This is a genomic window from Robertmurraya beringensis (assembly GCF_042433785.1).
In the GTDB taxonomy this organism is placed as follows: Bacteria; Bacillota; Bacilli; order Bacillales; family Cytobacillaceae; genus Robertmurraya_A; species Robertmurraya_A beringensis.
The window spans coordinates 30513-52971 of the sequence record NZ_JBHLUU010000009.1 but is presented as its reverse complement, the minus strand read 5'-3'; the positions used below and the strand labels follow the sequence as shown (position 1 = coordinate 52971).

The window sequence follows — 22459 nt, the reverse complement described above, 5'->3', positions numbered from 1 at the left end:
TTGAGACATTTTCAGTATATTGATGAACTAGCATTTCCTCGCTATCATTTTGTCTAGTAGCAATCGATAAGAAATGAATCAGCTAAAATCCTATTTGCTAAAATTAGGGCCCAACACAGCCTCTATATAAATTTCTGGATTCATTAACACCTCTATTGCTATATCAACATATTCAGAAATTCCCTCTGCACCCAAACCTAATGAAATCGTTAAAAATGTGAGTATACCTAATGGTAATAATAATCCCTTCGTTGAACCCTTCTCTTCCTCTTCAGTTAAATCAGTGTATCCCCAGAAAGCATTCATAAAGATTTTCATGATCGAATACAGTACCATAAGGCTAGTTACAAGTCCAATTCCACCTAGCCAATAATAACCTGCTTCAAACGTTCCTTCAGAAATAAATATTTTTCCCAGGAACCCACTTAAAGGGGGAATTCCTGCCAATGATAAACCTGCGATAAAAAACATCCAGCCTAATTGCGGGTGTAAACGAATAAGACCGCTCAACTCTTTTATTTTACTAGTACCTGTTAAATGGATGATTGCTCCTCCTAATAGAAAGATAAGTGCTTTTACAATCATATCGTGAATCAAATAATATAATGAGCCTACCATTCCAACAGTTGTAAAAGATGCTACTCCTGCAAGAATAAATCCTACACCAACAATCACATTGTATGTCAAAATTCGTTTAATATCCCAATAGGCTACCGCTCCAATTGCTCCTAAAACCATAGTTACTGCGGCCAAGATACCAATTAGTAAATGTGTAACCTCTGGGATATGATAGAAAATGAGCGTAAAAACTCTCATAATGGCATAAATTCCAACCTTTGTTAATAAAGCAGCGAAGATTGCAGCAATTGGGGATGGAGGAGCACTATACGAACCAGGTAACCAATAAAATAGAAACAAACCTGCTTTTAAACTAAACACAATTAAAAATAAAATGGCTACTGTGGTCATAAGTCCCTCTTGACCAACTTCTGCAATGCGAACTGAAAGATGAGCGAAATTTAATGTACCAGTAATGGCATATAAATAGGCGATCGCTACAAGGAAGAAGAAAGAGGAAAGAATATTGATCAATATATACTTTATTGACTCTCTAAGCTGTACCTTTGTGCCTCCCAAGGAAATCAATACATAAGATGACACTAACATAACTTCAAAACAAACAAATAAATTAAATATATCACCTGTAATAAATGATCCATTTACTCCTGTAATTAAAAACAAAAATAACGGATAAAAATAAAACTGTTCTCTTTCTTCCCCTATTGTATGAAAGGCATATAATATGCAGCAAAGGGAAACCAGACTAGTTACAAGAAGAAGTAACGCTGAGAGCATATCAACTACCATACTTACACCAAAAGGCGCCTCCCAACTACCTAATTGAAGAGTTTGAATTCCATTTGCATGAATTTGGTTTATCAATATAAGTGACGTAATCGTTATGGCAACTAAAGAAATAACACTAAGAAATCTCTGTAGCAATATATTTTTTCTAAATATCACCATAACCATTCCTAATATGACCGGAACGATGATGGGTATAATCACCAAGTTATTCATTCTCAAAACCTCTCAGCTGTTCTGTATTATCTGTACCCAATACCTTATTAGCACGATAACTGAGGACTAAAAAAAGAGAAGTCGTTGCAAAGTTAATAACGATCGCTGTCAATAGAAGGGCCTGAGGCAACGAATCAGTGAATGTTCCATTTCCTATCCCTAGTAGCGGCGGATCCCCCATATTAAGTCCTCCCATCGTAATGATAAGCATATTTACTCCATGACCTACAATTGATGTACCTAAAATGATGCGTAATAGGTTCTTTGTTAATATCAAGTAAACACCAATTGAAAATAACACGCCAACAAGTACAGACATTAACGTTTCCATCATTGATCATCACCAATACTCAAAATAATTGTAAGAGCAGTTCCAATAACAGCTAGTGCTACTCCTACATCAAAAATTACTGCTGTTGCTAACTCTGTTTTCCCAAAAAAGGGTAAGTTAAAATAGCCATAAGCCTGTGTCAAAAATGGTACATCAAGAACTAGAGAACCGACTCCTGTTAACACAGCAATCAACACTCCCACCGCTGCCAAAACTTTAAAATCCACTGGGATGTTCTTCCTTATCGATTCAATGTCAAATGTCATAAACAAGAGGAGTAAAGCACAAGTCGATGCCAAACCACCTATAAATCCGCCACCTGGGTGATGATGCCCTGAAATAAACAGATTGATTGCAAATGTCAAAATAATGACAACCACCACTTTGGTCACACTTCGTATGATTACATCATTCGGCTCCTTCATTCTCATTCCCCCTATCTATTCTGAGCTTGATTAATGAATAGACACCTAGTCCTGCAATACTTAAGACGAGAATTTCAAGCATTGTGTCAATCCCTCGAAAATCAACCAAGATCGCATTTACAATATTCTTAGCCCCTGCAAGCTCGTAAGAATTCTCATAGTAGCTTGAAATGGGGTCAAAAAGACGAGTTCCATTTGCCGATAAAGCAACAAGCGTAACAGTTACTCCTATTCCGATTGAAACAACTGCGTTTACTGCCTTAAATCGGACGCGATTCATTTCTTTCCGTAATTTTGGTAAATGATAGAAGCATAATAAGAAAAGTGCTGTTGTTACTGTCTCGACAACCAATTGAGTGAGCGCCAAATCAGGAGCTCTAAATAGGACGAACACAAAAGAAACAAAAAATCCAAGTGCACCAACTGCAATAATTGACGTCAATCTCGAATTAGAGAAAAGAACAGTTAATGATGCAACAATCATTAAGGTTATTAACACGACTTCAATGATGGAAACAGGCGCATCATTCGAGGCATCAAACGTTGCACCCCCAAATAACCATAGCGTTCCACCAATAGTTAAGGTGATAAATGCAAAAATATAGACAAGATAATCGCGAATAAATCCTGTCATGTATTGGTTTGTAATAAATCGAGAATATTTCTCCATTTTTTCTAGCCCAAGGTTATAGAAATTATTGATTGTTAAAGCTTCTGGGTAAAAATGATAGAATCGATACCACTTTTTCAAATAAACATACAATAAAGTCCCAACCACAACTACCCCGATCGTCATAAATAACTCTAGATTCCAGCCATGCCATGCGCTTATTTTAACTTCTAGTCCACCTGTTGCAGCAAGACTAGGTAATATACCATACAATGCTGGCTTTAATAAAAACTGTGCTAACACATTAGGGAAAAAGAAAATAATAATAACCAAAGAAGCTAATATTATAGGCGAAATTAACATGCCAATCGGTGCTTCATGTACAACCTTATCTAAGTTTTCAGGCTTATTCTTCCCTCTAAAAGTCTTTAATAGTAAAATCATGCAATAGATAAAGGTAAATACACTCGCAACCCAAGCTATAACTGGAAATAACAATCCGAAATTTTCCATATTAAACACACTCATGTTTGAGGCATTTTTGACCGCTGTAAAAAACATTTCCTTACTTAGAAATCCATTAAATGGAGGAAGTCCCGCCATCGCGAAGCTTCCAATGGCAGTAAGTGTAAACGAAATAGGCATAAGGTGCATTAAGCCACCGAGTCTTCTAATGTCACGTGTTCCAGTCTCATGGTCAATTATCCCAACAACCATAAACAGACACCCTTTAAAAGTTGAGTGGTTCACTAAATGGAAAATCGCAGCAAAGATTGAGACTGTATATACAGTCGATTCATCACCTATTCCAAATAACAGTGCAGCTGATCCTAATCCAAGGAGGCTCATAATTAATCCAAGTTGACTAATCGTAGAATAAGCTAATAAAGCTTTAAGATCTGTTTGTCTTACTGCATTAACTGATCCATATAGCAGAGTTACAACCCCAATTCCGGAGACAATCCAGAACCATTCAGCAGTACCTCCAAAAATTGGAGTGAACCTAGCAACCAAATAAATACCCGCTTTTACCATGGTGGCAGAATGTAAATAAGCACTGATAGGTGTAGGGGCCTCCATCGCATCTGGTAACCAGATACTAAATGGAAATTGTGCAGACTTTGTAAATACACCAAGTAACACCAACATCATTGCGGGAATAAACAATGGATGTGATTTGACCACATCTACATTCCGAAACATTTCACGTATGCTGTAGGTATCCGCCATCATTGATAGCATAATGAAGCCAGCTAGCATAGCTAGACCACCAAATATGGTGATTAACATTGATTTACGGGCACCATTGCGTGAGCCTTCACGCTCATACCAATACGCAATTAATAAAAAGGATGAGATACTTGTCATTTCCCAGAACACATATAAAACAACAATATTATCAGAAAATACGACACCAAGCATTGCTCCCATAAATAGTAGCAAATAAATATAGAAATTATGAAGCGCTTCACGATACTTCGACATATAGTAAATGGAGTAAAATACAACAAGTGTACCTATTCCAACAATAATTAAGCCAAACATAAGACTTAATCCATCAATGTAAGTAGTGAAATCAATTCCATAAGATGGAATCCACGTTATAGTGGAAAGGATTGTATTCCCATTAGAGATTTCGGGAATAAAGGAGAATAAATAGATAAATAATCCCATAGGGACGAAGAGGACAAACCAACCCGTATGTATGCGCGGAGTGAATTTCTTGTAAAGAAAAGGCACGAGCATAGTAAATAAAATCGGGATCAATATCGTCATGTGAAGTCCAGTCATTTAAGGTCCTCCTTCATAATTTATTTCGATTAAAATTCCATTTTAATTCATAATCTGGAAATAATTAAATAGATTGACTCAATTTGTTGCATGAGTTATATTCATACATAGTTTATAAAGATAGCAATAAAACTATAAAATTGACAGCCATCCCGAGGTGAACATGTCTTGAAAAAAACAAAAGAACACATGGACGAAAGCATACTTGTTTGCGTATATTATGGTCCAAATGGTAAACGCCTTATTCAACGGGGTTGTAAGATCGCCAATATGCTTGACTGCCCACTGTATATCTTAACAGTTGACTCAAAACCGTTTGATGACTTAGATGCGGAGAAGTCAGCCGATATTGAAAAATGGAAAAATCTTGCTAACGAACATAATGCTGATGAGTTTATCATCAAAGACAATGAAAAAAGACCTATTCATAAAGTAATTGCAGAGATTGCAAGAGAAAAAAATATTACTCAAATTATTCTTGGGCAGACAGCCCAAAGTCGTTGGGAGCAGATTGCAAAAGGATCTATTATAAACTCGTTGCTACGTGAAATTCCCTTTGTCGACCTCCATATTGTTTCTGTTGCCCGTTATTTAAAAAATCCCGACCGGCATTATGAAAAAGGTGTCCGCGCATATTTAGTCAAAGAAGCTGATTATTATCGCCTGCATTTTAAGCATATAAAAGATGTCGAATATGAAGGGATATTCTTTAAGGAATTTGGAACAGACTTTAATAATGGCATCTTTAAATTTATGATTGGTTCAGAAACTCTTCAAGTTCAGGTTGAAGAAGGAAATGTAAAAGAGTTAACTAATGTTGATATTGATACAAGTATAGACTCTGATGACAATTTCTTATAGGAATGTTAAGGGTGCGTCTTGGATCGTACTTTATCTTCATTTAGGTTAAAGCTTAGTTGATTTATATCTACTATTGATACTCCACTTAAAGTGGAGTTTTTTTTCATGACTTTATATTTGGAAGGTCAATTTACAAATTTACATCCACTCTTATTAGGCTCTTTTCATTTTTATTTATTCCTAAATATTTTAACGTTTCCGAAGGAGTATGATGATGATAAATTTCCATTAGAATGGAGATTGCGATTCCTTTTCGATAGGCGTGATAACCAAAGGTTTTTCTTATTGTATGCGTACCTATCTTTCCTGGGATCCCTGCTTCCTTGGCAGCTTTATTAATAATTCGATATGCTTGCTGTCGACTAATAGGTTGGTCATACTTAGACGACTTAAATAAATAATCTTCTTTTTTACAATTTACCATATCAAAATATCTAATCAATTCGCCTTTAACGCTACTATTTAAGTAATAGGCCCTTCCTTCAGTACAAGCTGAATCTCCTATGTATAAAAATTCCTTTATCCCTGTTTCATCCATTACTTCTTTAACCTTTAATGATAGCAAATCACTTATTCTGATTCCTGTATTAATACCGAGTACAAACAAAAGTAAGTCTCTTTGTGATTTCTTTCTTAATAAGCTTTTTATCGTATTAATACTATCAATATTTCGTATAGGCTCGACATACTCCATGTGGATTACCTCCCGAATCACGTTACATAACATTATGTTATCACATACTATGTAACCTTACAAATAATTATATCTTCGTTTTATTATTTTTATTTTTTAAAATTACATCCCTATCCATTAAAGTCCATCTTCATTTCAGGAATGCTGCCCCGTTTGTTGAAGAAGGATGATTAAGAAGGTCAATTAGTGCTAATATAAGTTTTGCGTAGATTATTTATAATAAAAAAACGTCTCAACCCTTGTGATACCAACGGATTGAGACGTTTTAGATTAATTCATCAAGTAGCGTTAATAGTGACTGCATGAAATTCAGCTTGGAGGCAACTGTAACATACTATAAAAAAGCTCGATATGACATAGTAAAGGGTATGATTCATTACATGAATAAGCACAGCAGTACAGACGTGTAGTTAATAACCTGCTTTAATAATTTTGAAATTCATTAGCTATAGAAACAACGAAGATAAGAATACCTGCATAATTTGCCCTTTGATGTGATGAGCAAATGGTTTCAATATTTTATTAATGATTGGCTGAGCAACAACAATCAACGCACCGTTTATGGTCCATAATACACTATATTGCTTCAATGTTATCCCGAGCTCCTGTGTGTGTGATGCAATGGTAGACTGCCACTGTACATAACCAACCCAGCATAACAAATACCCGATACATAAAATCAACAGAGCATATAGCTTTGCATGGCTTTTCACTGAGGTAGATTGTTCTATAATATTGGTTTGCTTACCACCACTATTACTTGATTGAATTCCGCGATAACCAAACAACGCTATGAATAAAAAGAGGATATACATTAGCGTGTTTGCGACAAAAATCCATTGAAAGGAGTACGATGCAACCAAACCGCCAAGTGCAGCCCCACAATGGCAGGAACGGTATGGAAGGAAGGGCGGTAGAAGTGCCTTTAATGCAATTTACGTTGCCCAAAATTTAGGGGTTTTAGAAAAGAGCCAAACAAAAAGATAAGAGTCCCAACGACTGTGGGACTCTTATCTGCTTAAGAGCTTTGCTCCGGTTCTGGATGAAACTTTGATTTCACAGGCTGGCCGCCTTTGTTTTCATACTTCTTTTTTGAAGCTTTAACCTGATCGAAATCAGATCCAAGCTCTACGTCTTGATTATTGATTCCATTTCTTGTTTTTTGCTCAGGGTTGTTTTGTTTCGAACGCTTTTTCATCCTTCTCCCCCTATCGATCAAGTAGCGTCATTTGGTTTTGGAGTTGTTGAATTTGCAGCCTCATACGGTGTAAGTCTTCTCGCTGTACCTCATTTGCACTTAATGCCATTTTCGCGACATCATTGTAAGCTTCCTCTAGTTCTTTCATAGCAATATCAAGATTCTCATCGTTATAATGATCCTGTCTACTGCTTATGATATACTGCGTCTCGGCATTTCGGAGAACCGCATTACATTTCTCAAAGAGGTTATTCATGGATTCATGAGTTGCCATTCTTAAAGCCCCCCTATTCTTATGACAAGAAGCAATATGCTTCATATGTAGTTTGTGCAAGTACTCCTTTTCTTACAACTTCTCTCTAGTGGCAGAACTCACCAATCGTTTTATCCAGTTGGTTGTCACCTCTTTTTCTGATAAAATGAGGAGACTTTGATTATAAGGAGACTACGTAGGTGAGTAAGTTGCATCCTTTTTTATACGCATCAGATAATAAACGATACCATACATGGAATTACCACTTAAGACAAACTTTTGGACATAAGGTTTTTAAAGTTGCACTTGATGGTGGATTTGATTGTCCGAACCGAGACGGTACGGTTGCTTATGGGGGCTGTACCTTTTGTAGTGCGGCAGGCTCAGGAGATTTCGCAGGAAATAGAGTAGATGATTTAACGACCCAGTTCCAAGATATAAAGGAAAAAATGCACTCAAAATGGAAAGATGGCAAATATATGGCGTATTTTCAAGCTTATACGAATACGCACGGACCCATTGAAGAATTAAAAGAGAAATTCGAAAGCGTCCTTTCCCAAGAAGGTGTGGTAGGTATATCAATAGCAACAAGACCGGATTGTCTACCTGACGATGTTGTTGAATATTTAGCCGAACTGAATAAGAGAACTTATTTATGGGTAGAGCTTGGCCTTCAAACAGTCCACGAAAGAACTGCATTATTGATAAACAGAGCTCACGATTACCAATGTTATGTTGAAGGAGTAAACAAGCTTCGCAAGCATAATATTCGAATTTGCTCACATATTATTAATGGGTTGCCACTTGAGTCCTATGACATGATGATGACAACTGCAAAAGAAGTGGCAAAGCTGGATGTTCAAGGAATCAAGATTCATTTATTACATCTTTTAAAGGGAACACCTATGGTGAAACAATATGAGAAGGGCAAATTAGAGTTTCTTTCTTTAGAAAACTACGTAAGCTTAGTATGTGACCAATTAGAAATTTTACCACCTGAAATGATTGTCCATCGAATTACCGGGGATGGACCGATTGATTTAATGATTGGGCCGATGTGGAGCGTGAATAAGTGGGAAGTCTTAAATTCAATTGACGCTGAACTCAAAAGAAGAGACAGCTGGCAAGGGAAGTTCTATCGCGTGGAGGCCACCAGCTTATGAAGCTAGAAAGAATTTTACCCTTTGCTAGAAACTTACTTGAAAAAGCATTTCTCCCGGATACCATTGCAGTTGATGCCACTCTAGGAAATGGGCATGATACTTATTTTTTAGCAAAGCTCGCAAGCGGCACAGGACATGTGTATGGTTTTGATATTCAAGAACAAGCAATTCAAGCGACAAAAGAACGCCTGACCGAGGAAAACCTTTCAAATCGTGTCACCCTTATTCATCGTGGACATGAAGAATTGAAAAACTCTATTCCGGAATCAGCAAAAGGCCAGATAACAGCAGCAATTTTCAACTTAGGCTATCTTCCTGGTGGGGACAAGAGCATTGTGACAAAACCAGAAACTACGATCTCTGCCATTGAACAGCTTTTTGACCTTTTAGCTGTCGAGGGGATCATTGTCCTTGTTATTTATCATGGGCATGATGAAGGAGCCATAGAACGGGATGAACTTTTGCAATATGTGAAAGGGTTGGACCAGCTAAAAGCGCATGTCCTTCGTTATCAGTTTGAAAATCAGAAAAACAATGCCCCCTTTATCATTGCTATTGAAAAACGCTCATAAAAAAACAGTCTGAAATTTGATTTCAGACTGTTTTACTGTGTACGAGCTCGGAAAATATTCCATTTTTGCACGGAGCGATACAGCCGACCATTGATATAAAAAAATAACCCGATTGGACCTGAATTCCATATCATTGTTCGTGAAAGCTTTCTTACTCCTTTTTGATTACGTACTTTATCATCTGATAAATAAATACCTAATAAACCACGGTTAATCAACTGATGAAACCTTTTATATGGGAGATTTTCAATGTGTCGATCCGCTTCATTTACAAAATGATTGAGTCGTTCGAACAGCGCTTTTTCATCTTTATAATAAAAGCAGAAATTAAGATCTCCACCATCTAAATCCTCTTCCTGGTCAATAAAGTAATCCAGAAGAATATGTAATCCTTGCACATAAGGGAAATAACCTTCACGAATGGAATCCGCATGATGATGAGTAAATCCTTTGCTCATCGCAAATGATACAAGGCAGAAGATTCCTAATGTAGAACCCGAGCAAGCAGAAAATTCATACCATTCCATTTCAGGGATTTTGCTTCTATGCTTACCAAACCAATTTTTAAGTCGGGGAATTCGTTCGTCTTGTTGAACATGCTTATGGATTTGTAGATCACAATAATAATGGCATAACTCAAGCAAGTGTTCTCGAATCATTTCGTATTTATCTACCCCTGCAAGCACCTCCTGACAGGTTGCCACGAGGTCATGTAAATATCCTCCATCATCTTGGTCTTCTCGATGCTCATAATAATTTTTCTGCTCCTTCCCGACGGTAAGAGCATGTTCCATTGATTCATGCAATGTCGCAAAATCGATCGGATCAAGAGAAGTACTCCGGTCACATAAATTGTCTAAATAATCACTAATCGTCTGATAAGCAACGATAAAACGAATCGCTTCTTCATAGCGATCCATTCCCATTAAAGAAAGAATTCCACCGCCTTCACAATGAAACGTTTTGTGTTCAATGCTAGCTAGTGCTTGCTTCCTGAGCTCTAGATTCGGAATTTCTTCCGCTCGTGCCTTCCAACCCCTCAGTTCTCTATGAACAGCAGGTAGAACCTTTCTATACACTTCTGTCATTAAGCTGATGGGCATTGTTGGAACACTCATTCATTTCACCTCACTCACACAATATATCCTAGTCCCTTTAACTGACCTTCTACGAAATCTTTTACATATAAAAATACTTCTTCCCGTTCTGGTTCATTAAACACTTCATGATAGCATTTAGGCCATTCCTTGAAACGTTTTTCCGATAATGGGACGGAGTTAAACCAAGTTCTTACCTTCTCTTTATCTACGATCCTGTCATCCCCACTTTGAACGACTAATAATGGAGTGTCCTGAGTTCTTTTAATCATTGCGAATGCATTCTTCATCGCTTCTTCTAGCTCACGATACCAGCGCACGGATACCTTTTTCACATATAAAGTGTCTTTAAGATCCAACTCTCTTACATCTTCATTTCTCGTCACCATGTCAAAAGTAATTCCTGAAGATACTCGTAAGGCTGGGAACACTTTATTTAAAATAAAAGTTGCTGCATGTAAGATTGGAGAAGGCTTGTTTACTAAACCTAAGCAAGGAGAGGAAAGAATGACGCCAGCTACATTTAATCGCTCTTTTTGCAGAAGCCTTAGTGTAATCAGTCCACCCATGCTGTGACCAATTAAGAAGACAGGCAAATCAAATTGATACGATGCATCAATCCACTTTTTCACTTCATTCACGTATTCTTCGAAAGAATCGATATGCCCTCTTCTTGATCTAGTCGTTAATCCATGACCTGGCAGATCACCCATGACGACATGAAAGCCCGAATTTCTCCACTGCTCTATGAGCCAACCGTACCTTCTATGATGCTCCATCGCCCCATGAACGATCACAATAACTGCTCTAGCAGTCCCTTCTGCTTCCCATTTCCACATATGTATTGCTCCTTCTAAAAAAGTATAAGAAAATATGATATAAATTCGTTATAGTAAATATATATGATTACTTAAAGGAGGATGTATATGATTTATCCTTATTACGATAAAACCCCGAGAATTGCCAAAAGTGCGTACCTTGCCGAATATTCGACTGTAACGGGAGATGTTGTCATTGGTGAACATACAAGCATATGGTTCGGCACGGTTATCCGCGGAGATGTTGCCCCAACTATTATAGGGGACCGCGTGAACATTCAGGATAACTCTATTTTACACCAAAGTCCAAATAATCCGCTCATAATTGAAGACGAAGTCACGATCGGTCACCAAGTGATTTTGCATAGCTGCATCATCCGAAAGAAAGCTTTAGTTGGAATGGGTTCTATTATACTAGATCAGGCAGAAATTGGCGAAGGTGCATTCATTGGAGCCGGAAGTTTAGTTCCTCAAGGAAAGAAAATTCCACCGAACACGCTAGCATTCGGCCGCCCAGCCAAGGTCATTCGCGAGTTGACCGAGGAAGATATTAAGGATCGTGACCGAATCATGAACCAGTACGTAGAAAAAGGGCAATACTATAAATCGATACAAAAATAAGAATTTTCTTAGAAAAAGTATCTTAAAACTAGAGGAAATATGCCGATATAACTAATAATAAAATGCTTAACTACATGTTGTATCGGTGGTGCCAATGATTACACTAATCATATTAATAGGAATTTTAATTTTCATACTATTTATATTTTCACGTTTCATAAAGAGAAGCGCTTCTCTTAAAACTTCTTTTTCTATAATTGGAGTGGTTTTACTAGGGTTCTTCACCTTAGCACAAACACCACATATTGCGGAGGCTGTAGGTCGAATGAAAACCTGGGTACAAGCCCCTCTACATTCGACGAACACTTTTATCGATGATCAAGTCGACCTTACGATTATTCCGCTAGAGGAAACCGTTCTCTTAGATGCACCAGTCATCAACCAACTTCCTGAACTTCCACGGGGCTGTGAAGTTACAAGTTTAGCCATGCTATTACAATACGCAAATATTTCAGTAGATAAGATGACCCTTGCTGAAGAAATCAAAAAAGACACTACAGCCTACAAGGTCTCCGGTGGAAAAGTTTACTACGGCCATCCTAATGACGGATTTGTCGGGAGCATGTATACAAAAGAATTACCTGGTTTAGGCGTGTACCATCAACCCATTAAAGAACTGGCTGAAAAATATTTACCCGGACAAATTAAAGATTTAACCGGTTCACCTTTTAATACATTAAAAATACACCTTTCAGACAAACGTCCGGTCTGGGTGATCACCAATACCTCTTATAAAAAACTGTCATCCAAAGAATTTGTGACCTGGCATACTCCAAGTGGGGTAATTGAGATTACCTTCAAGGAACACTCAGTTTTATTAACAGGCTTTGATAAGGATTATGTTTACTTTAACGATCCATTAACAGGAGAAAAAAATAAAAAAGCACCCATAATGGATTTTGAAGAATCCTGGGTGCAAATGGGAAGTCAGGCAATTACCTACCTCCCTCGCTAATTAGCTTTGTAATACTTTTTCCGCTAAGTATTCCTTCTCGAAGGAGTACTTTTTTTCTACATATACCTGATGCCATACCATAAACATGAGCACCGTCCAAATCTTTCTGCTATTATCGGCTTTTCCTTGACAGTGATCCTCAAGCAATTGAAGCACATACGTCTTATTTAATAAATAATCTGTATCACTTTCTCTAATAATCGTCTTCGCCCACTCGTTCATCTCAGCCTTTAACCAGTGACGAATAGGAACAGGAAAGCCCAGCTTTTTACGATTAAGAACATGTTCTGGAACAATTCCTTCTGCTGCTTTTCTAAGAACATACTTTGTTGTTCCGTTCGCTGTTTTTAAACTTGTTGGAATTTTAGAAGCAACCTCAAAAACGGCTTTATCTAAAAATGGGACACGAAGCTCTAACGAATGAGCCATGGTCATTTTGTCAGCCTTTAATAAAATATCTCCACGCATCCATGTGTGAATATCAATATACTGCATACGGTCAACTGGATCGTAGCCTTCACTTTCTTTATATAAAGGCTTTGTGATATTAGTGAAATCTAAACCTTTGTTATACGTGTTTAAAAGGTCACTCTTTTCCAACTCACTAAACATCTTTGCATTTCCGATATAGCGTTCTTCTAATGGAGTCAAACCACGTTCAATAAAGCTCTTCCCACGCATACCTTCTGGCATCAATTTCGCTAGCAAACGTAAAAACGCTTTTCCAATCTGTGGAATTTTATTAAACACCTCTAGACTCTGAGGCTCTCTATAAATATTGTAGCCACCAAATAGCTCATCTGCACCTTCTCCAGATAGAACCACTGTCACGTGCTTACGAGCTTCACGTGCGACAAAATATAAGGGAACACATGCAGGGTCTGCAAGTGGATCGTCCATATGCCACATAATTTTCGGCACTTCATTCATATACTCTTCTGGAGTAATGATATAGCTAATATTTTCTACTCCTAGCTTATCAGCCGTTTCCTTAGCGACATCAATTTCACTAAACCCATTATGATCAAAACCTACAGAAAATGTCTTAATCGCTGGATGGAATTCTTTTGCAATGGAAGCAATGATCGAAGAGTCAATTCCACCAGAAAGGAAGGAACCAACTGGAACATCACTTCTCATATGAATTTTGACAGAATCAAAAAGAACATCTTTTATTTCCTTTACAAAATCACTCTCTGACTTTCTTACTGGGTGGAAATGAGCCTTCCAATAACGCTTGATTTCCATTTCAGAGCCCATTTTCTTTGTAAAGTAGTGTCCTGGTTCTAATTTTGAAATACCTTCTGACATCGTATGAGGCTCAGGAACAAACTGATACGTTAAGTAATACTGTAAAGAATCATAGTTCAATACAACGTTTTGCAGTGCAAGTAAAATACTCTTTTTCTCAGATGCAAAAAATGTCTTTTCGCCGTCATCAAAGTAGAAGAAAGGCTTGATTCCGAATGGATCACGTGCTCCATAAAGCGTCTTCTCAACCTTATCCCAAATAACAAAGGCAAACATTCCACGAAGCTTCTCCACAGCTTTTTCCTTCAGATGGCTATACAGAGCAATAATTACTTCTGTATCAGAGCTTGTTGCAAAGGTAATTCCTTCTGCCAAAAGCTCTTCTCTTAATTCAACATAGTTATAGATTTCACCGTTAAAAATAATCCAGTATCTTTCGTTTTCAAAATGAAGGGGTTGATGCCCACTTTCTATATCAATGATACTTAAACGACGAAACCCAAATTGAACATGAGAATCATAGAAATATCCGTCATCATCAGGTCCGCGATGTGTAATCACATTATTCATATTTTCAAATTGTTGTTTTTGTCCATCACTAAACACTTGCGATTTGTCATGAACACATCCAATAAAACCACACATGTATGTAACTCACCTACTCCGTTCTTACGAGTTTAATCTTCCATTCAGAAAGAATACCTATTAATACTACCACTAAAATTATCGAATCGCACTGTCAAATTGACCATTTCCTAAAAATTCAAGCTTACTACCCATTGTTTACATCCCTTTTTGCTTCTAAACCACCATACCCTTATAGACGAAAAGAAAAACCGGGAGTTACAAATTTTCTGTAACTCCCGGCTGAATTTTTACTATTAATATTATCTTTCAAGAGCTTCTTTACGAAGTGTATCAGCTTTATCAGTACGCTCCCATGGAAGATCTACATCTGTACGGCCAAAGTGACCATAAGCAGCAGTTTGCTTATAGATAGGACGTCTTAAATCAAGCATATTAATGATTCCAGCTGGACGAAGATCGAAGTTATTACGAACTACTTCAATAAGAACTTCTTCACTTACTTCGCTTGTTCCAAAAGTATCAATAGAGATAGATACTGGATGTGCAACACCGATTGCATATGCAAGCTGTACTTCCACTTTATCTGCTAGGCCTGCAGCAACAAGATTCTTTGCTACATAACGAGCAGCATAAGCAGCTGAACGGTCAACCTTTGTAGGATCCTTACCAGAGAATGCGCCGCCACCGTGACGAGCATAACCACCGTACGTATCAACAATAATTTTACGTCCTGTTAATCCAGCGTCACCTTGTGGTCCACCGATTACGAAACGTCCAGTTGGGTTAATGAAATACTTTGTATTTTCATCAATTAACTCTTCTGGTACAACAGGATTAATAACATACTCTTTAAGATTTCGTTGAATTTGCTCCAATGTTACTTCAGGATGGTGCTGTGTTGAAATAACAATGGTATCAATACGAACTGGTTTATTATTTTCATCGTATTCAACTGTAACTTGAGTTTTACCATCAGGACGAAGGTAAGGTAGAATATCTTCCTTACGAACTTCAGTTAATCTTCGAGCTAGTTTATGTGCTAAAGAAATTGGAAGAGGCATAAGCTCTTTTGTTTCATTACAAGCAAAACCAAACATTAATCCTTGGTCTCCTGCTCCAATTGCATCAATTTCTTCATCAGACATGGATCCTTCACGTGCTTCTAGTGCTTGGTCTACTCCCATTGCAATATCAGCTGATTGCTCATCAATAGAAGTTAAAACCGCACATGTTTCAGAATCGAAACCATATTTTGCACGAGTGTACCCAATTTCCTTAATTGTTTCGCGAACAATCTTTGGAATATCTACGTATGTAGAGGTTGTAATTTCCCCAGCAACTAATACTAACCCTGTAGTTACTGACGTTTCAGCAGCAACACGAGCATTTGCGTCTTTTGCTAAAATAGCATCTAAAATTGAGTCTGAAATTTGGTCACTGATCTTATCCGGATGACCTTCTGTAACTGACTCGGATGTAAATAAACGACGTTTTTTTGACATCTCCTGACCTCCTATTTTATTTATACTTGAGAAAAAGGTATGCTTATCATATCAACATAAACAAAACCTTCCATTTGATACGGAACTCATTCCCTAAGTAGTATGAAATAAACATGCCATTTTTATTATGAAGGTTTGAAAAATTACCCACCGCAATAAAAACTTTATGCAAAATAAAAAACCTTCCCTGCTTGAGGAAAGGGTGATAGCAAAGTAATTTGCGCCTTTCGCTCTTATCGTTCAAGGACTAAAATCCTTGCCTCAGGTTAGCACCTTCTCTTTTATATTAATTACAGTTTATGTAATTAATTATTAAAGCAGGTTGCTGGGTTTCATAGGGCCTGTCCCTCCACCAGCTCGGGATAAGAGAGTATCCGTTCAATGTAGAATAATACCGTACTTCGTCAAATACTGTCAACATCTTTATGAAAAATAGTTGGTTCTTTCTTCAAATAATGAGCAACTAATATCTTCCCATTTCCATATTCCCAAGACCTTCCCATCTGGAAGAATAATATGAACACTTAGCATCATATAACGCAATTGTTCCCATTTGAATTTGTCCCTTCTATTAATAGTATAGACTATTGCCTGCGATCCATCCTTTTATGAAATAAAAAGGCTTAAAAATAGGTCGAATACGATGTTTTTTCTTGCACCCTCTAATATTTTTTCAAATAGTATAGACTAATTAAGTTAATGTGTTATACTAATTAAAAATAACAAATAAAGGTAGGTAGTCATCAGATGAACTCTGTCCGTATTTCTAACCAATTAAGTGAATTGTTAGCCTCTGGTCATGTGCATGTGCAACTATCTGTACCACAATTAGTTGAAAAGGTTCTTACTAGAAACGAAGGAGTCTTAACTTCGACAGGAGCAGTTCGAGCAACAACAGGAAAATATACTGGTCGGTCTCCTAAAGACAAATTCATCGTTGAAGAAGCTTCAACAAAGGACAAGATTGACTGGGGAACAGTTAACCAACCAATCTCTCCAGAAGTATTCGAACGTTTATATAATAAAGTACTAGGTTACTTGAAAGATAGAGATGAGCTGTTTGTTTTCAAAGGGTTTGCTGGTGCAGATAAGAAGCATCGCCTACCCATACAAGTGATAAATGAGTTCGCATGGCATAATCTATTTGCCCACCAGTTATTCATTAGACCAACAGCAGAAGAGCTTTTGACTCATGAAGAACAATTCACAGTCATCTCAGCTCCAAACTTTAAAGCTGACCCTATGATTGATGGAACGAAATCAGAGACTTTTATCATTGTCTCTTTTGAAAGAAAGACCGTATTAATCGGCGGCACAGAATATGCAGGAGAGATGAAGAAGTCCATTTTCTCCATCATGAACTACTTACTGCCTGAAAATAATATTCTCCCAATGCACTGCTCAGCAAATGTCGGCGTTGAAGGCGATGTTGCTTTATTCTTCGGCTTATCAGGAACAGGGAAAACGACCTTATCAGCTGATGCAAATCGACGCCTAATCGGAGATGATGAACACGGCTGGTCAGCTAATGGTGTTTTTAATATCGAAGGAGGTTGCTACGCTAAGTGCATTAACCTTTCAAGAGAAAAGGAGCCTCAAATCTTTGACGCCATTCATTTCGGATCTGTATTAGAGAACGTCGTGCTGAATAAGGAAACACGAGTCGCTGATTATGATGATGGAACATTAACTGAGAATACGCGTGCTGCTTACCCGATCCAATCGATTAGTAATATCGTCGATCCAAGTGTCGCAGGACATCCTAATACAATCATATTCCTTACAGCTGATGCTTTCGGGGTACTACCTCCCATTGCAAAGCTTTCTAAGGAACAAGCAATGTACCATTTCTTAAGCGGTTACACATCAAAACTTGCTGGAACGGAACAAGGAATCACTTCACCACAAGCAACATTCTCCACTTGCTTCGGCTCTCCTTTCCTACCATTAGAAGCAACTCGCTATGCTGAAATGCTAGGAACGAAGATTGACGAGCATAATGCGAAGGTTTATCTAGTGAATACAGGCTGGACTGGTGGTGAGTATGGTGTAGGAAGTAGAATGAAGCTATCATACACACGCTCAATGGTACAGGCAGCTCTTGAAGGGGAACTAAATCATGTAGAAACATGCAAAGACCCTATTTTTGGATTGGAAATCCCTCTACATGTTCCTGGTGTACCAGATGATGTTCTTCAGCCAAACCGAACATGGGCTGACCAAGAGGCATACCAGATGAAAGCGAACGAACTAGCCACAAAATTCAAAGATAACTTTAAAAAATTCGCCAATGTTTCAGCACAGATTGTCGATAAAGGCGGTCCTTTAGTATAAGTTTTAAAAAGAGCGTAATCAGTCGATTACGCTCTTTTAGTTAGATGAATGTAAAGAGATCAATTGATACTCAATCGTCGTTTGTTCACCTTCTAAAATCACTTTTTTAATTTTTGCCATTCCACTAACTTCCCCTTCAATCGTTCTTCTTACCTCAAGAGGAATGTCTATTGGATATAAGCGGTATCCTTCTTTGGTTAGTGTAAACAAGTTTTCCTCCACTCGCTTTTCTCTACCCTTAGTAACAATCATTGTATTAAGCTCTAATGGCATACCCATAATTCTCCACTCCTTTTCCTATATATTATCATTATTATGACTGTTTTTTCATCCATTGAGTTAAGTCTGTAACGACTTTTCGGTTAATATTTGGAGGAAAATAATGTGTCAACTCCTCAAAATACCAGCTCTCCACTGGATGACCCCTATCCTTTAACCTCTCTTCCAATCGTCTGGCATGATCCACACTTACATTTTGATCCTTTGATCCATGGATGATTAAAGTGGGACAGTGTAATCGTTCAATCTCATACAACGGAGTCCGAAATTTATATCTTTCTGGATATTTCGTCGGTGTACCACCAATGACTCTCTTCATCATCCTTCTTAAATCTTCTCTTTCTATATATGTAAGATTCATATCACTTACACCACCCCAGGTAACGAGAGAGGCCGTATCAGGAAACTTGATGGCAGTTAATAATGCCATCACTCCGCCACGAGAAAATCCAAATACATGTACCCTTTTCACTCTTGAGTGTTGTTGTAGGATTCGATACCCTGCAAATGCATCTTCTCGATCATCTCCACCGAAATCTTCATTTCCTTCTCCTCCTTGATTTCCCCGGTAAAACGGTGCAAACACAATAAACCCTTCACAAGCAAATTGCACCAATCTTGAAGGTCTAACCTTTCCTACACCTTTAATTCCTCCTCTTAAATATAAAAAGCCATCTAACGCTTCCTCTCCTTTAGGTTCCGCTAACATCCCTTTCACCTTATATCCCTCAGAATAATACGTGACTATTGATAATTCCACATAAGGATGAGGCGAAGGAAACCGCTCCATATCCACAATATCTAAACAATACATCCAACTGTCACACTCCTTTACAGATGTTTTTCATCCAGGCATTCACACATTTTTTTCGACTTCATACGATATGTTAGGCGCACAAACCGTTCACTGAAAAAGGTTATCTATTAAGGAGGTTATCCATAAAATGAAAAAGTCATTTAAGATTTTCTTTTCCATGGTCCTAGTCGTTATTCTCATTATACCGATTGCTGCCTGCAGCAAGGAAGAAGTCCAGAAAGTACGAATTGGCGAAGTGACCCGTTCCATTTTCTACGCACCTGAATATGTTGCCATTGAAAAAGGTTTTTTTGAAGAAGAAGGTTTGGATATTGAGCTAACCACTACCTCAGGTGGAGACAAGACAATGACTGCTCTGCTATCCAATAGTATTGATGTTGCTCTCGTTGGCTCTGAAACGTCTATTTACGTTTATGCTCAAGAAGCAAATGACCCTGTCATCAACTTTGCGCAACTTACACAAACAGATGGTACTTTCCTTGTATCTCGTGAAAAAATTGATGATTTTTCATGGGATATGCTGAAAGAATCGACCTTTTTAGGTCAAAGAAAAGGCGGTATGCCACAAATGGTTGGGGAATACGTGCTAAAACAGCATGATATCGATCCCCATAACGACCTGAACCTGATCCAAAATATTGATTTTGCCAATATTTCAAGTGCCTTTGCTTCTGGAACTGGAGACTTCGTCCAGCTCTTCGAACCAACCGCGAGCGTGTTTGAACAGGAAGGAAGAGGTCATATTGTCGCTTCGTTTGGAACAGAGTCAGGTATGGTACCTTATACAACCTTTATGTCAAAAGAAAGCTATATGACGGAAAACAAAGAAACCGTTGAAAAATTCGCAAGAGCTATTTATAAAGCTCAAAAATGGGTAGCAGAGAATTCTGCAAAGGATATCGCTGAAGCCATTTCTCCTTACTTCGAGGATACCGACTTAAGCTTAATCGAGACGGTAGTTGACCGATACAAGAGCCAGGGATCTTATGCAACTAATCCAGTGCTTGATGAAGAAGAATGGGAAAACCTTCAAAATATTATGGATGAAGCTGGCGAGTTACCAAAAAGAGTGGATCACAGTGTGCTTGTAAATACCGAAATTGCCGAAGAGGTAATGAAATAAAATTTATTAATTTCGAGGTGGCCGACTATGAGCTTTTTAAAGGTAGAACATATCCATCACACGTATTTTACTAAGACCTCTGCTACAACAGCCCTCTCCGACATTTCACTTGAACTTGAGGAAGGAGAATTCATCTCCTTCCTTGGTCCAAGTGGATGCGGAAAAACAACCCTACTTTCAATCATAGCAGGATTATTTCAACCAACGGAGGGTACCATCCTGCTTGAGAATCGTTCTGTTAACAAATCTAAAAAAAAAATCGGATATATGCTCCAGCAAGATTATTTATTTCCTTGGAAAACCATTGAGGAAAATATATTGCTTGGTTTAAAAATTTTTGGAATTGAAGACAGTGCTAAAAAGGAATATGCCTTTTCTCTTCTTGAAGAAATGGGATTAAAGGGCTATGAAAAACAATATCCTAAACAACTCTCTGGTGGAATGAGACAACGAGTTGCACTAGTTAGGACTTTAGTAACGGAACCGAAGTTACTTATGCTAGATGAACCATTTTCTGCTCTAGACTATCAAACAAAACTTCGACTAGAGGATCTTGTGTCTGAGACACTAAAATCCTTCGGAAAAACAGCCATCCTTGTCACACATGATATTGGAGAAGCTATCGCCATGAGTGACAGAATTTATTTATTTTCTGCTCGTCCTGGCCAAATTTACCAGTCATTTGAGGTTCCAAAGGAGTTAAGAGAACTCTCTCCTTTTCAAGCAAGAAATCACGAAATTTATTCTCAGCTATTCCAAGAAATATGGAAGGAGTTGGAATCACTTGAATCATAACCAGCCAGTAGAGCTCCTTCATAAGAATTATATTAAAAAGCTCACATATGAAAAAAGATGGGTCCGTTTCTACCAATTTATTATCTTCTTTGTATTTTTCTTAGGATGGGAGATTTCAAGCAAGAAACAATGGATTGACCCATTAATCTTTAGTGCCCCTTCAAAAGTATGGGATTTATTCATAAAAAAAATCCAAGATGGTACAATTTTCGTAGACTTAGGTTACACGTTATCAGAAACCGTTCTTGGTTTTATTTTAGGAACACTTCTAGGAACTATTCTTGCTGCCATTCTCTGGTGGTCACCTTTCCTGTCAAAGGTACTTGATCCCTATCTAGTCATTTTAAATGCTATGCCCAAGGTTGCCTTAGGTCCAATATTAATCGTTGCACTTGGTCCAAATATGACTTCTATCATTGCGATGGGTGCAATCATCTCGGTCATCATTACGACCATTGTCGTTTACACAGCGTTTAAAGAAGTGGATCCCAATTATATTAAAGTACTACAAACATTCGGTGCCACCAGATCCCAATGTTTCAAAGAGGCCATCCTTCCAGCTTGTTTCCCTACCATCATTTCAACACTTAAGGTGAATGTTGGACTCTCTTGGGTTGGGGTCATCGTTGGAGAATTCCTCGTTTCGTCTAAAGGACTGGGGTATATGATTATCTATGGCTTTCAGGTATTTAATTTCACCCTTGTACTACTCTCCTTACTGATTATTGCCGTTTTCGCGACCATCATGTACCAGTTAGTTGAGCTATTAGAAAGAAAATTGATTAAAAGTAATTAAAGAG

General features: G+C 37.8%; 23 protein-coding genes and 1 riboswitch. Of the genes, 9 read left to right on the top strand and 14 right to left on the bottom strand.

The window, feature by feature from the left end:
- Window positions 1–90: 90 nt before the first annotated feature.
- The 4 genes from ACFFHF_RS01490 to ACFFHF_RS01475 are packed head-to-tail and all read right to left on the bottom strand — an operon-like array spanning window position 91 to window position 4738.
- Complete coding sequence (locus ACFFHF_RS01490; protein ID WP_160546917.1) at window positions 91–1581, bottom strand: Na+/H+ antiporter subunit D; 1491 nt, start codon at window positions 1579–1581, stop codon at window positions 91–93.
- A complete protein-coding gene (locus tag ACFFHF_RS01485; protein ID WP_160546993.1) occupies window positions 1574–1912 on the bottom strand; it encodes a Na(+)/H(+) antiporter subunit C in 339 nt (112 codons plus the stop codon). The genes ACFFHF_RS01490 and ACFFHF_RS01485 overlap by 8 nt, the downstream gene beginning before the upstream one ends.
- Window positions 1912–2337: a Na(+)/H(+) antiporter subunit B gene (locus tag ACFFHF_RS01480; protein WP_160546916.1), complete on the bottom strand. Its 426-nt coding sequence runs from the start codon at window positions 2335–2337 to the stop codon at window positions 1912–1914. The genes ACFFHF_RS01485 and ACFFHF_RS01480 overlap by 1 nt, the downstream gene beginning before the upstream one ends.
- Window positions 2321–4738, bottom strand: a complete 2418-nt coding sequence (locus ACFFHF_RS01475; protein WP_160546915.1) for a Na+/H+ antiporter subunit A — start codon at window positions 4736–4738, stop codon at window positions 2321–2323. Before ACFFHF_RS01475 ends, ACFFHF_RS01480 begins: the two co-directional genes overlap by 17 nt.
- 168 nt (window positions 4739–4906) lie before the next feature.
- Here ACFFHF_RS01475 and ACFFHF_RS01470 point away from each other — a divergent pair, with 168 nt between their 5' ends.
- A complete protein-coding gene (locus ACFFHF_RS01470) occupies window positions 4907–5599 on the top strand; it encodes a universal stress protein (protein WP_160546914.1) in 693 nt (230 codons plus the stop codon).
- A gap of 130 nt (window positions 5600–5729) precedes the next feature.
- On the opposite strand, the gene ACFFHF_RS01465 is transcribed toward ACFFHF_RS01470, so the two are convergent.
- From ACFFHF_RS01465 to ACFFHF_RS01450, 4 genes are all read right to left on the bottom strand, one after another.
- A complete protein-coding gene (locus tag ACFFHF_RS01465; protein ID WP_160546913.1) occupies window positions 5730–6293 on the bottom strand; it encodes a tyrosine-type recombinase/integrase in 564 nt (187 codons plus the stop codon).
- Between the two features lie 446 nt (window positions 6294–6739).
- Window positions 6740–7156: an MFS transporter gene (locus ACFFHF_RS01460; protein ID WP_160546912.1), complete on the bottom strand. Its 417-nt coding sequence runs from the start codon at window positions 7154–7156 to the stop codon at window positions 6740–6742.
- A 155-nt stretch (window positions 7157–7311) separates the two neighbouring features.
- The gene (locus ACFFHF_RS01455) at window positions 7312–7491 is read right to left on the bottom strand and encodes a glycogen biosynthesis protein GlgD (protein ID WP_160546911.1); all 180 of its coding nucleotides are present in this window, start codon (window positions 7489–7491) and stop codon (window positions 7312–7314) included.
- A 10-nt stretch (window positions 7492–7501) separates the two neighbouring features.
- Entirely contained in the window at window positions 7502–7765 is a 264-nt protein-coding gene (locus tag ACFFHF_RS01450) for a YtzC family protein (protein WP_160546910.1), read from the bottom strand.
- A gap of 179 nt (window positions 7766–7944) precedes the next feature.
- Here ACFFHF_RS01450 and mnmL point away from each other — a divergent pair, with 179 nt between their 5' ends.
- Together mnmL and mnmM are read left to right on the top strand one after the other, a co-directional pair.
- Window positions 7945–8907: a tRNA modification radical SAM protein MnmL/YtqA gene (gene mnmL, locus ACFFHF_RS01445; RefSeq protein ID WP_340904967.1), complete on the top strand. Its 963-nt coding sequence runs from the start codon at window positions 7945–7947 to the stop codon at window positions 8905–8907.
- Window positions 8904–9479, top strand: coding sequence for a tRNA 5-(aminomethyl)-2-thiouridylate-methyltransferase MnmM (mnmM, locus tag ACFFHF_RS01440; protein WP_377057473.1), 576 nt, complete (start codon window positions 8904–8906; stop codon window positions 9477–9479). The genes mnmL and mnmM overlap by 4 nt, the downstream gene beginning before the upstream one ends.
- Before the next feature lie 32 nt (window positions 9480–9511).
- Here mnmM and tbcS read toward each other — a convergent pair whose 3' ends face one another.
- Together tbcS and ACFFHF_RS01430 are read right to left on the bottom strand one after the other, a co-directional pair.
- The gene (gene tbcS, locus ACFFHF_RS01435; protein WP_377057471.1) at window positions 9512–10597 is read right to left on the bottom strand and encodes a tetraprenyl-beta-curcumene synthase; all 1086 of its coding nucleotides are present in this window, start codon (window positions 10595–10597) and stop codon (window positions 9512–9514) included.
- A gap of 14 nt (window positions 10598–10611) precedes the next feature.
- Window positions 10612–11415 (bottom strand): alpha/beta hydrolase, encoded by an 804-nt coding sequence (locus ACFFHF_RS01430; protein WP_377057469.1) that lies wholly within the window; start codon window positions 11413–11415, stop codon window positions 10612–10614.
- An 87-nt stretch (window positions 11416–11502) separates the two neighbouring features.
- Between ACFFHF_RS01430 and ACFFHF_RS01425 the strand changes: the two genes are divergently transcribed.
- Window positions 11503–12015, top strand: coding sequence for a gamma carbonic anhydrase (locus ACFFHF_RS01425; RefSeq protein ID WP_160546906.1), 513 nt, complete (start codon window positions 11503–11505; stop codon window positions 12013–12015).
- 94 nt (window positions 12016–12109) lie between these two features.
- Window positions 12110–12970, top strand: a complete 861-nt coding sequence (locus ACFFHF_RS01420) for a C39 family peptidase (RefSeq protein WP_377057467.1) — start codon at window positions 12110–12112, stop codon at window positions 12968–12970.
- Here ACFFHF_RS01420 and asnB read toward each other — a convergent pair whose 3' ends face one another.
- Both asnB and metK read right to left on the bottom strand, forming a co-directional pair.
- Window positions 12971–14866 carry an asparagine synthase (glutamine-hydrolyzing) gene (asnB, locus tag ACFFHF_RS01415; protein ID WP_377057465.1) on the bottom strand — a complete coding sequence of 632 codons (1896 nt, stop codon included), beginning with the start codon at window positions 14864–14866 and terminating at the stop codon, window positions 12971–12973.
- Between the two features lie 242 nt (window positions 14867–15108).
- Entirely contained in the window at window positions 15109–16311 is a 1203-nt protein-coding gene (gene metK / locus ACFFHF_RS01410) for a methionine adenosyltransferase (protein ID WP_160546903.1), read from the bottom strand.
- A gap of 230 nt (window positions 16312–16541) precedes the next feature.
- Window positions 16542–16680, bottom strand: a riboswitch (SAM riboswitch).
- 378 nt (window positions 16681–17058) lie between these two features.
- Between metK and pckA the strand changes: the two genes are divergently transcribed.
- Window positions 17059–18645 carry a phosphoenolpyruvate carboxykinase (ATP) gene (gene pckA / locus ACFFHF_RS01405; protein WP_377057463.1) on the top strand — a complete coding sequence of 529 codons (1587 nt, stop codon included), beginning with the start codon at window positions 17059–17061 and terminating at the stop codon, window positions 18643–18645.
- Window positions 18646–18681: 36 nt separating this feature from the next.
- Here pckA and ACFFHF_RS01400 read toward each other — a convergent pair whose 3' ends face one another.
- A complete protein-coding gene (locus ACFFHF_RS01400; protein WP_160546901.1) occupies window positions 18682–18924 on the bottom strand; it encodes a DUF2584 domain-containing protein in 243 nt (80 codons plus the stop codon).
- A gap of 34 nt (window positions 18925–18958) precedes the next feature.
- A complete protein-coding gene (locus tag ACFFHF_RS01395; protein WP_160546991.1) occupies window positions 18959–19738 on the bottom strand; it encodes an alpha/beta hydrolase family protein in 780 nt (259 codons plus the stop codon).
- A gap of 130 nt (window positions 19739–19868) precedes the next feature.
- On the opposite strand from ACFFHF_RS01395, the gene ACFFHF_RS01390 reads away from it, so the two are divergent.
- From ACFFHF_RS01390 to ACFFHF_RS01380, 3 genes are read left to right on the top strand one after another with little or no spacing between them, the layout of a single operon-like run.
- Complete coding sequence (locus tag ACFFHF_RS01390) at window positions 19869–20864, top strand: ABC transporter substrate-binding protein (protein WP_160546900.1); 996 nt, start codon at window positions 19869–19871, stop codon at window positions 20862–20864.
- Window positions 20865–20891: 27 nt separating this feature from the next.
- A complete protein-coding gene (locus ACFFHF_RS01385) occupies window positions 20892–21659 on the top strand; it encodes an ABC transporter ATP-binding protein (RefSeq protein WP_377057462.1) in 768 nt (255 codons plus the stop codon).
- Window positions 21649–22455: an ABC transporter permease gene (locus ACFFHF_RS01380; RefSeq protein ID WP_377057461.1), complete on the top strand. Its 807-nt coding sequence runs from the start codon at window positions 21649–21651 to the stop codon at window positions 22453–22455. Before ACFFHF_RS01385 ends, ACFFHF_RS01380 begins: the two co-directional genes overlap by 11 nt.
- The last annotated feature ends 4 nt before the right edge of the window (window positions 22456–22459 follow it).

What these genes read in the sequence shown, in the direction of transcription:
- ACFFHF_RS01490 (WP_160546917.1), bottom strand. Translation starts at nt 1,581, where the DNA reads ATGAATAACTTGGTGATTATACCCATCATCGTTCCGGTCATATTAGGA.
- ACFFHF_RS01485 (WP_160546993.1), bottom strand. Translation starts at nt 1,912, where the DNA reads ATGGAAACGTTAATGTCTGTACTTGTTGGCGTGTTATTTTCAATTGGT.
- ACFFHF_RS01480 (WP_160546916.1), bottom strand. Translation starts at nt 2,337, where the DNA reads ATGAAGGAGCCGAATGATGTAATCATACGAAGTGTGACCAAAGTGGTG.
- ACFFHF_RS01475 (WP_160546915.1), bottom strand. Translation starts at nt 4,738, where the DNA reads ATGACTGGACTTCACATGACGATATTGATCCCGATTTTATTTACTATG.
- ACFFHF_RS01465 (WP_160546913.1), bottom strand. Translation starts at nt 6,293, where the DNA reads ATGGAGTATGTCGAGCCTATACGAAATATTGATAGTATTAATACGATA.
- ACFFHF_RS01455 (WP_160546911.1), bottom strand. Translation starts at nt 7,491, where the DNA reads ATGAAAAAGCGTTCGAAACAAAACAACCCTGAGCAAAAAACAAGAAAT.
- ACFFHF_RS01450 (WP_160546910.1), bottom strand. Translation starts at nt 7,765, where the DNA reads ATGGCAACTCATGAATCCATGAATAACCTCTTTGAGAAATGTAATGCG.
- mnmM (WP_377057473.1), top strand. Translation starts at nt 8,904, where the DNA reads ATGAAGCTAGAAAGAATTTTACCCTTTGCTAGAAACTTACTTGAAAAA.
- tbcS (WP_377057471.1), bottom strand. Translation starts at nt 10,597, where the DNA reads ATGAGTGTTCCAACAATGCCCATCAGCTTAATGACAGAAGTGTATAGA.
- ACFFHF_RS01430 (WP_377057469.1), bottom strand. Translation starts at nt 11,415, where the DNA reads ATGTGGAAATGGGAAGCAGAAGGGACTGCTAGAGCAGTTATTGTGATC.
- ACFFHF_RS01425 (WP_160546906.1), top strand. Translation starts at nt 11,503, where the DNA reads ATGATTTATCCTTATTACGATAAAACCCCGAGAATTGCCAAAAGTGCG.
- ACFFHF_RS01420 (WP_377057467.1), top strand. Translation starts at nt 12,110, where the DNA reads ATGATTACACTAATCATATTAATAGGAATTTTAATTTTCATACTATTT.
- asnB (WP_377057465.1), bottom strand. Translation starts at nt 14,866, where the DNA reads ATGTGTGGTTTTATTGGATGTGTTCATGACAAATCGCAAGTGTTTAGT.
- metK (WP_160546903.1), bottom strand. Translation starts at nt 16,311, where the DNA reads ATGTCAAAAAAACGTCGTTTATTTACATCCGAGTCAGTTACAGAAGGT.
- pckA (WP_377057463.1), top strand. Translation starts at nt 17,059, where the DNA reads ATGAACTCTGTCCGTATTTCTAACCAATTAAGTGAATTGTTAGCCTCT.
- ACFFHF_RS01400 (WP_160546901.1), bottom strand. Translation starts at nt 18,924, where the DNA reads ATGGGTATGCCATTAGAGCTTAATACAATGATTGTTACTAAGGGTAGA.
- ACFFHF_RS01395 (WP_160546991.1), bottom strand. Translation starts at nt 19,738, where the DNA reads ATGTATTGTTTAGATATTGTGGATATGGAGCGGTTTCCTTCGCCTCAT.
- ACFFHF_RS01390 (WP_160546900.1), top strand. Translation starts at nt 19,869, where the DNA reads ATGAAAAAGTCATTTAAGATTTTCTTTTCCATGGTCCTAGTCGTTATT.
- ACFFHF_RS01385 (WP_377057462.1), top strand. Translation starts at nt 20,892, where the DNA reads ATGAGCTTTTTAAAGGTAGAACATATCCATCACACGTATTTTACTAAG.